Source organism: Aeromonas sp. QDB54, assembly GCF_027707385.1.
Lineage (GTDB): Bacteria > Pseudomonadota > Gammaproteobacteria > Enterobacterales > Aeromonadaceae > Aeromonas > Aeromonas hydrophila.
In genome coordinates, this window is sequence record NZ_JAPCIT010000028.1 from 39369 (window position 1) to 46100 (window position 6732).

Here is a 6732-nt window from a genome sequence, read left to right on the forward strand (position 1 = left end):
GCTTTTTTATGGCCGGGTTTTCTGGCGGGCCGATCGGGTGTCCAGTCCGACCGGCGACGGGGATCGTCACCCCCGCCCCTTCATCATCCTGCCTTATGCCGGCTTAACCGCCGACGGCGATGCGCTTCATGTCCTTCATGTAACCGCGCAGCACCTGACCGATCGCTTCGATGGGGTGGTTGCGGGTCGCCTCGTTGGCCGCCAGCAGCGCCAGGTTATCGACGTTCTGCCCTTCCGCCTTGCTGGCACCCAGGTCGCCCGCTTTCAGGGTCGGCATGAAGTGCTCGCGCAGCAACGGCACGGCGGCGTTGGCGAACAGGTAGTTGCCGTACTCGGCGGTGTCAGAGATGACCACGTTCATCTCGTACAGACGCTTGCGGGCAACTGTGTTGGCGATCAGCGGCAACTCGTGCAGGGATTCGTAGTAGGCAGACTCTTCATAGATGCCGGAGGCCACCATGGTTTCGAACGCCAGCTCGACACCCGCCTTGACCATGGCCACCATCACCACGCCATTGTCGAAGTACTCCTGCTCGGCAATCTTGCCTGCAAATGCCGGCGCGTTTTCGAAGGCAGACTTGCCGGTCTCTTCGCGCCAGCCGAACAGCTTGGCATCGTCTTCGGCCCAGTCGGCCATCATGCCGCGGGAGAATTCACCGGCGATGATGTCGTCCATGTGCTTCTCGAACAGCGGGCGCATCAGGGTCTTGAGCTGCTCGGAGAGCTCGAAGGCGCGCAGCTTGGCCGGGTTGGACAGACGGTCCATCATCAGGCTGATGCCACCCTGCTTCAGGGCTTCGGTAATGGTCTCCCAACCGAACTGGATCAGCTTGCCGGCATAGGCCTTGTCGGTCCCTTCGGCAACCAGCTTGTCGTAGCAGAGCAGGGAACCAGCCTGCAGCATGCCGCAGAGGATGGTCTGCTCGCCCATCAGGTCAGATTTCACTTCCGCCACGAAGGAGGACTCCAGCACCCCGGCACGGTCGCCGCCGGTGGCGGAGGCCCACGCCTTGGCGATGGCCATGCCTTCACCCTTGGGATCGTTCTCCGGGTGAACGGCGATCAGTGTCGGTACGCCGAAACCGCGCTTGTACTCTTCACGCACCTCGGTACCCGGACACTTCGGCGCCACCATCACGACCGTGATGTCGGAGCGGATCTGCTGACCCTCTTCCACCACGTTGAAGCCGTGGGAGTAGCCCAGCGCGGCGCCCTGCTTCATCAGCGGCATCACGGTTTTGACGACGTCGGAGTGCTGCTTGTCCGGAGTCAGGTTCAGCACCAGATCGGCGGTCGGGATCAGCTCTTCATAGGTGCCGACCGCGAAGCCGTTGTCGGTGGCCTTCTGCCAGGAGGCGCGCTTCTCGGTGATGGCGGCCTTGCGCAGGGCGTAGGAGATATCCAGCCCGGAGTCGCGCATGTTCAGGCCCTGGTTCAGGCCCTGGGCACCACAGCCCACAATCACCACCTTCTTGCCCTTCAGCACGTTGCAGCCGTCCGCGAACTCTTCGCGCTGCATGAAACGACACTTGCCCAGCTGGGCCAACTGCTGACGCAGGTTCAAGGTGTTGAAATAGTTAGCCATGGTGATTGCTCCGTTCGATTGATTCCATGCCGGATGGCGGCGTTGTCGAAACCACTATAGCGCGGGACACTTATTGCCTGAACTGATATATTCGAAACAGTACGTTGCAATAATTGAAACGTTAACCCTTCATCATCGCAGGCAAGACCTACCTCCAGACGGTAGATTGAAGCCGCCCAGAACAGGATCTCGGGCAGAGATGCCGCACCAGGAGTTGAAAGATGGACCTTCGCAATCTCGAGCTGTTTCTCCACCTCGCCGACTCCCTCCACTTCGGCAAGAGCGCCGATGCCATGGCGGTCAGCCCCTCCACTCTCAGCCGCGCCATCCAGCGGCTGGAGCAGGAGACCGGCTGCGTGCTGTTCGAGCGGGACAACCGCTCGGTGCGACTCACCCCGGCGGGCGAGAAGCTGCGGGAGTTCGGCGGCAGCCTGTTGCAGGAGTGGCGTCAGCTCAAGCAGGAGCTCAAACGCAGCGATGAGCCGCTGCAGGGTCGGCTGCGGGTATTCTGCTCGGTCACCGCCAGCTATTTTCTGCTGCCCGAGGTGCTGGAGCGCTTTCGCCGCCGCTATCCCCAGCTGGAGATCAAGCTGGAGACCGGCGACCCGGCGCTGGCGGTGGACAAGATCCTGGCCGACGAGGCCGATCTGGCCATCGCCGCCCGCCCGGATGCCCTCTCCGCCAAGCTGGAGTTTGCCAGCCTGCAGCAGGTGCCGCTGGTGTTCATCGCCCCCCGCACCGCACCGCAGCAGAGCCAGTGGTTCTCCCAGGGAGAGCCTGACTGGGAGCGGCTGCCGCTGATCCTCTCGGAGCAGGGGCTGGCCCGCAAACGCTGCGATCAGTGGCTGCGCAACAAGGGGATCGCCCCCAACATCTATGCCGAAGTGGCGGGCAACGAGGGGATTGTCGCCATGGTGGCGCTCGGCTTCGGAGTGGGGCTGGTGCCAGCGGCGGTGATCGATCACAGCCCCATGGGCGAAAAAGTGCGCATCGTCGAACCCAAGCCGGCACTCAAGCCGTTCGATGTCGGCATCGCCGTGCTCAAAAAGCGGCTGGAAGAGCCGCTGATCCGTGCCTTCTGGGATACCGCACGGGGCCAGGGTTCACTGCGCTGACACGGCGGGCAGCGCCGGAGCATAGATGAGCGAGGGATCCTGCATCATGGCCCGGCTGCCGGCCGGCAGATCCGGATTGCTCAGCTCCAGCATTACCCGCCGATCGAGCTGCAGCCGCCGGATGGTGCTGCCAAAGCCAGCCTCGAATACCCGCTCATAGTCACCGGACTGACGGGCTCGCTGCAGACCCAGCTCGATGCGCTTGGCCAGTTCCGGGTACTTGGGGGAGACGAAAAACAGCAGCGCCAGCGGATAGCGAAACACCAGGTGCGGCTCGATGGCCAGCTCAGGGTGTTGCTTGAGCTCCTCCTCGATCTCGATGACCGAACGCAGGAAGCAGTCGAAGCGCTGCTTGCGCAGCATGTTGAACAGAGCGTCGTAGAGGCTGCCCACCACCACGTTGAGGCCGTTCTCCTTGAGCAGACGGGTATCAGGCCAGGATCTGTGCTGGCCGATGCGAAACCCGGCCTGCTGCCAGTCGGTCAGCGAGCGTATGTTGGCGAACCGCCCCTCGTCCCCCTGCCGGATGAGGCACACCCGCCAGCCCAGCAACCCTTTTGCCAGCGGAACATGGATGGCCAGCAGGGTACGCTCGCGCTCCTCGTCGGGGGCAAACACCCCGATCTGCACCAGCTCGCCGCTTTGCAACTCCTTGACCGCCCGTCCCTGCTCCATCGGCGGGCTGGCAATCAGCCGATAGGGACCGTATTCCGGCACGGTCAGATCGAGCGAGAGTCGCAGCAGACCAACCACAGCGGGATTGGGATGGTCCAGCAGCAGGTTCCAGGCCCTGATCGGCACCTCTGCCGCCGGCACGCTGCCGGCAAACAACATGACGCAACACAACCAGATCCTGCTCATCGCGCACCTCCCCCACCATCCATTCACTATAACCTCAGGCCTGGCCCCCTTGATGCAAGACGCCGCAGATGTGTGAGCCACTTCGTGTCAAATCTGACACTAGTCAACCTGAGGAGCGATTCACCGACTAGACTGGATGTTCAGCCTGAATGGAACAAGGAGCCGCGCCATGATGCCCCATCTGATCGAAATCAACAGCTCGCTGCTGTTCGATGAGTACCTGCAGAGCCTGGGCATACCGCAAACACAGCTCGATCAGGAGCAGGATATCTATCTGCAGGAGCGCCATCTGGCAGCGATACGCCAGATCCAGGGTGAGCTGAAGTTTTACCTGCGAGCCAGCGCCCTGACCAGGCAGTGATCCGCAACCGGTCACAGAACCGGCGCTGAAAGCGTATTACACTGGCACCATCCGCCACCCACGGGAGTGCCCATGAAACCAAGCGGCCTGGATCGGCTCTTCAAACCCCAGTCAATCGCCGTCATCGGTGCCTCGACCGACCCGCAGAAGGCGGGTCACGTGGTGATAAGACACCTGCTCGCCGGCCAGTTCAAGGGCCCCATCCTACCAGTCAGCCCGCACAGCAAGGCTATTGCCGGCGTGCTGGCCTATGCCGATATCGACAGCCTGCCGTTGGCCCCGGATCTCGCCATCGTCTGTACCCGGCGAGAACGGGTATTGACCCTCATCGAAGCACTTGGCAAACGGGGGACGGGCGCCGCCATCATACTGGCGGCAGACTTCACTGCGTCGGAGCGGGAACAGCTGCAACAGCTCAGCCAGCAATACGGCATCCGCCTGCTCGGCCCCAACAGCATGGGGATGCTGCTGCCGGGTCAAGGCATCAATGCCAGCTTCTCGCCGATTGCCGCCAAGCCTGGTCAGGTTGCCTTTCTCTCCCAGTCGGCCGCCGTCAGCACCACCATCCTGGATTGGGCCAAACAGCATGAACTTGGCTTCTCGGCCTTCATCTCCCTTGGCGATCACTGCGACATCAACTTCGGCCAGCTGCTGGATCAGCTCTCTCGCGACAGCGTGACCCGCGCCATCCTGCTCTACATGGACAAGCTGCAGGACGCCCGCCATTTTCTCTCAGCCGCCCGCGCCGCCGCCCGCAACAAACCCATCCTGGTGCTCAAGAGCGGCCGCCATGAGCCGGACAACGGGCTCGACAACGTCTATGACGCCGCCATTCGTCGCGCCGGCATGCTGCGGGTGCGGGATACCCACGAACTGTTTGCCGCCGTCGAGACCCTGAGTCACTCCCTGACCCTCAAGGGGGAGCGGCTCGCCATCATCTCCAATGGCCGTGGCTTGGCCAACATGGCGATCGACAAGTTACTGGAGCGGGGTGGCAAGCTGGCGATGCCGCCTCGCGACATCGGCAGCGATGCCGACATCAATGACTATCAGCAGGCTCTCGACGACCTGCTGCAAGGGGACGAGGCTGACGCCATCCTGCTCATCCATGCCCCTTCACTCACCGCCCGTGGCGCCGCCCTGGCGCGCAGCCTGATCGACTACGTCAAACAGCATCCCAGGGCCAGACGCTTCAATATCCTGACCAACTGGGCGGGGGAATATTCAGCTCAGGAGGGGCGTCGTCTGTTCAGCGAGGCAGGCTTCCCCACCTACCGCACCCCGGAGAGCGCAGTCGCCGCCTTCATGCACATGGTGGAATACCGGCGCAACCAGAAGCAGCTGATGGAGACCCCCGCCTCCCTGCAGGGTGACAGGCTCAACCTCGAGCTGTGCCAGCAGTTGATCAGACAAGCGCTGGAACGCAAACAGTTCACCCTCGACACCCATCTGGCACACCCCATTCTGCAGGCCGCTGGGCTCTCCACCCTGCCGACCTGGATCGTCTCCGATGCCATCGAGGCAACCCTGACTGCGGAGCAGATCGGCTACCCGGTGGCAGTCAAGCTACGCTCGCCGGACATCCTCCACAAATCGGCGGTACACGGCGTCATGCTCAACCTGCGCACCTCGGCCGAAGTCGCCCAGGCTGCGGACGCCATTCTGGATCGGGTCAGGCAGCACGATCCCGGTGCCCGTATCGAAGGTCTGCTGGTACAGCGCATGGCGCGGCGCAGCGGCGGATTGGAGCTGCGGATCCGGCTGCAACAAGACCCCGTATTCGGCCCCGTCATCCTGCTCGGCGAGTCAGGAGCCGAGCCGCAGGAGATGATGGCGGCCCTGCCGCCGCTGAACCAGGCACTGGCACGCTACCAGATCATTGGCGCGCTCAAGAGCCGCAAGATCCGCGAGCAGGCCAGTCCGGAGCGACTCGATATCGATGCCCTCGGCCAGGTGTTGTGCCAATTGTCGGAGTTGCTGCTTGCCTTCCCCGAGATCCAGCAGCTGGATCTGCACCCACTGCAGGCCTGCGGCGCCGAAATGGTGGTGCTGGATGCCAGCCTAACTCTGCAACCTGCTGAAGAAGGCCGCTGCAGACTGGCTATCCGCCCCTATCCCACCGAACTGGAAGAGGGGGCCTGGCTCAAGGATCAGAGCCATGTGCTGTTGCGCCCGATCCGGCCGGAGGATGAACCAGCTCACAAGCAGTTTGTACTCAAGGTATCGGACGAAGACAGGTACAAGCGCTTCTTCGCCGACGTGGGGGAGCTGGGACATGAAGAACTGGCCCGCATGACCCAGATCGATTACGACCGGGAGATGGCGTTTGTCGCCGTGGGGCAGGATGGTCCGTTCGACCAGCAGATCCTGGGGGTAGTACGCGCCATTTCCAACCCGGACCTGTCTGATGCAGAGTTTGCCATCCTGGTGCGTTCCGACCTGAAAGGGTTGGGGCTTGGCAAGCTGATGATGGAGAAGATAGTGCGCTATGCCAGAGAACGCGGCATTGGCCAGCTGTCGGGCATGACCATGCCCAGCAACCGCGGCATGATCAACCTGGCTAAACGGCTTGGCTTCAAGATCGATATCCAGCTGGAAGATGGGGTGGTCAACATGGAGCTGCCCTACGCCAGTCAAGGGCAGGCATAAAGCAGAGACATCAGCGATTTATGGCCATAAATCGCTGATTTTAGATAATAAAAAACCCCGCTCGTCTGAGCGGGGTTTCTCGTGTTGGGTGCCTGGCAGTGTCCTACTCTCGCATGGCGAATGCCACACTACCATCGGCGCTACCGCGTTTCACTTCTGAG

6 protein-coding genes are annotated in these 6732 nt (G+C 62.4%); 3 read left to right on the forward strand and 3 right to left on the reverse strand.

Annotated elements, in window-relative coordinates; all coding sequences use genetic code 11:
* Positions 1–103: 103 nt before the first annotated feature.
* Together ilvC and PG881_RS21000 are read right to left on the reverse strand one after the other, a co-directional pair.
* Positions 104–1585, reverse strand: coding sequence for a ketol-acid reductoisomerase (gene ilvC / locus PG881_RS20995; protein ID WP_270802649.1), 1482 nt, complete (start codon positions 1583–1585; stop codon positions 104–106).
* Positions 1561–1839, reverse strand: coding sequence for a hypothetical protein (locus PG881_RS21000; protein ID WP_176228296.1), 279 nt, complete (start codon positions 1837–1839; stop codon positions 1561–1563). Before PG881_RS21000 ends, ilvC begins: the two co-directional genes overlap by 25 nt.
* On the opposite strand from PG881_RS21000, the gene ilvY reads away from it, so the two are divergent.
* On the forward strand, positions 1807–2700 hold the full coding sequence (gene ilvY, locus PG881_RS21005) for an HTH-type transcriptional activator IlvY (protein WP_029302651.1): 894 nt from the start codon (positions 1807–1809) through the stop codon (positions 2698–2700). The two genes, PG881_RS21000 and ilvY, sit on opposite strands and share 33 nt — an antisense overlap.
* Here the strand turns inward: ilvY and PG881_RS21010 are convergent.
* On the reverse strand, positions 2689–3561 hold the full coding sequence (locus PG881_RS21010; protein ID WP_270802654.1) for a transporter substrate-binding domain-containing protein: 873 nt from the start codon (positions 3559–3561) through the stop codon (positions 2689–2691). The genes ilvY and PG881_RS21010 overlap by 12 nt on opposite strands.
* Before the next feature lie 169 nt (positions 3562–3730).
* Between PG881_RS21010 and PG881_RS21015 the strand changes: the two genes are divergently transcribed.
* A complete protein-coding gene (locus PG881_RS21015) occupies positions 3731–3922 on the forward strand; it encodes a hypothetical protein (RefSeq protein WP_270802656.1) in 192 nt (63 codons plus the stop codon).
* Between the two features lie 72 nt (positions 3923–3994).
* The gene (locus tag PG881_RS21020; RefSeq protein ID WP_270802658.1) at positions 3995–6571 is read left to right on the forward strand and encodes a bifunctional acetate--CoA ligase family protein/GNAT family N-acetyltransferase; all 2577 of its coding nucleotides are present in this window, start codon (positions 3995–3997) and stop codon (positions 6569–6571) included.
* Positions 6572–6732: the final 161 nt, after the last annotated feature.

Coding starts and splice junctions, on each gene's coding strand:
- ilvC (WP_270802649.1), bottom strand. CDS start 1,585: ATGGCTAACTATTTCAACACCTTGAACCTGCGTCAGCAGTTGGCCCAG.
- ilvY (WP_029302651.1), top strand. CDS start 1,807: ATGGACCTTCGCAATCTCGAGCTGTTTCTCCACCTCGCCGACTCCCTC.
- PG881_RS21010 (WP_270802654.1), bottom strand. CDS start 3,561: ATGAGCAGGATCTGGTTGTGTTGCGTCATGTTGTTTGCCGGCAGCGTG.
- PG881_RS21015 (WP_270802656.1), top strand. CDS start 3,731: ATGATGCCCCATCTGATCGAAATCAACAGCTCGCTGCTGTTCGATGAG.
- PG881_RS21020 (WP_270802658.1), top strand. CDS start 3,995: ATGAAACCAAGCGGCCTGGATCGGCTCTTCAAACCCCAGTCAATCGCC.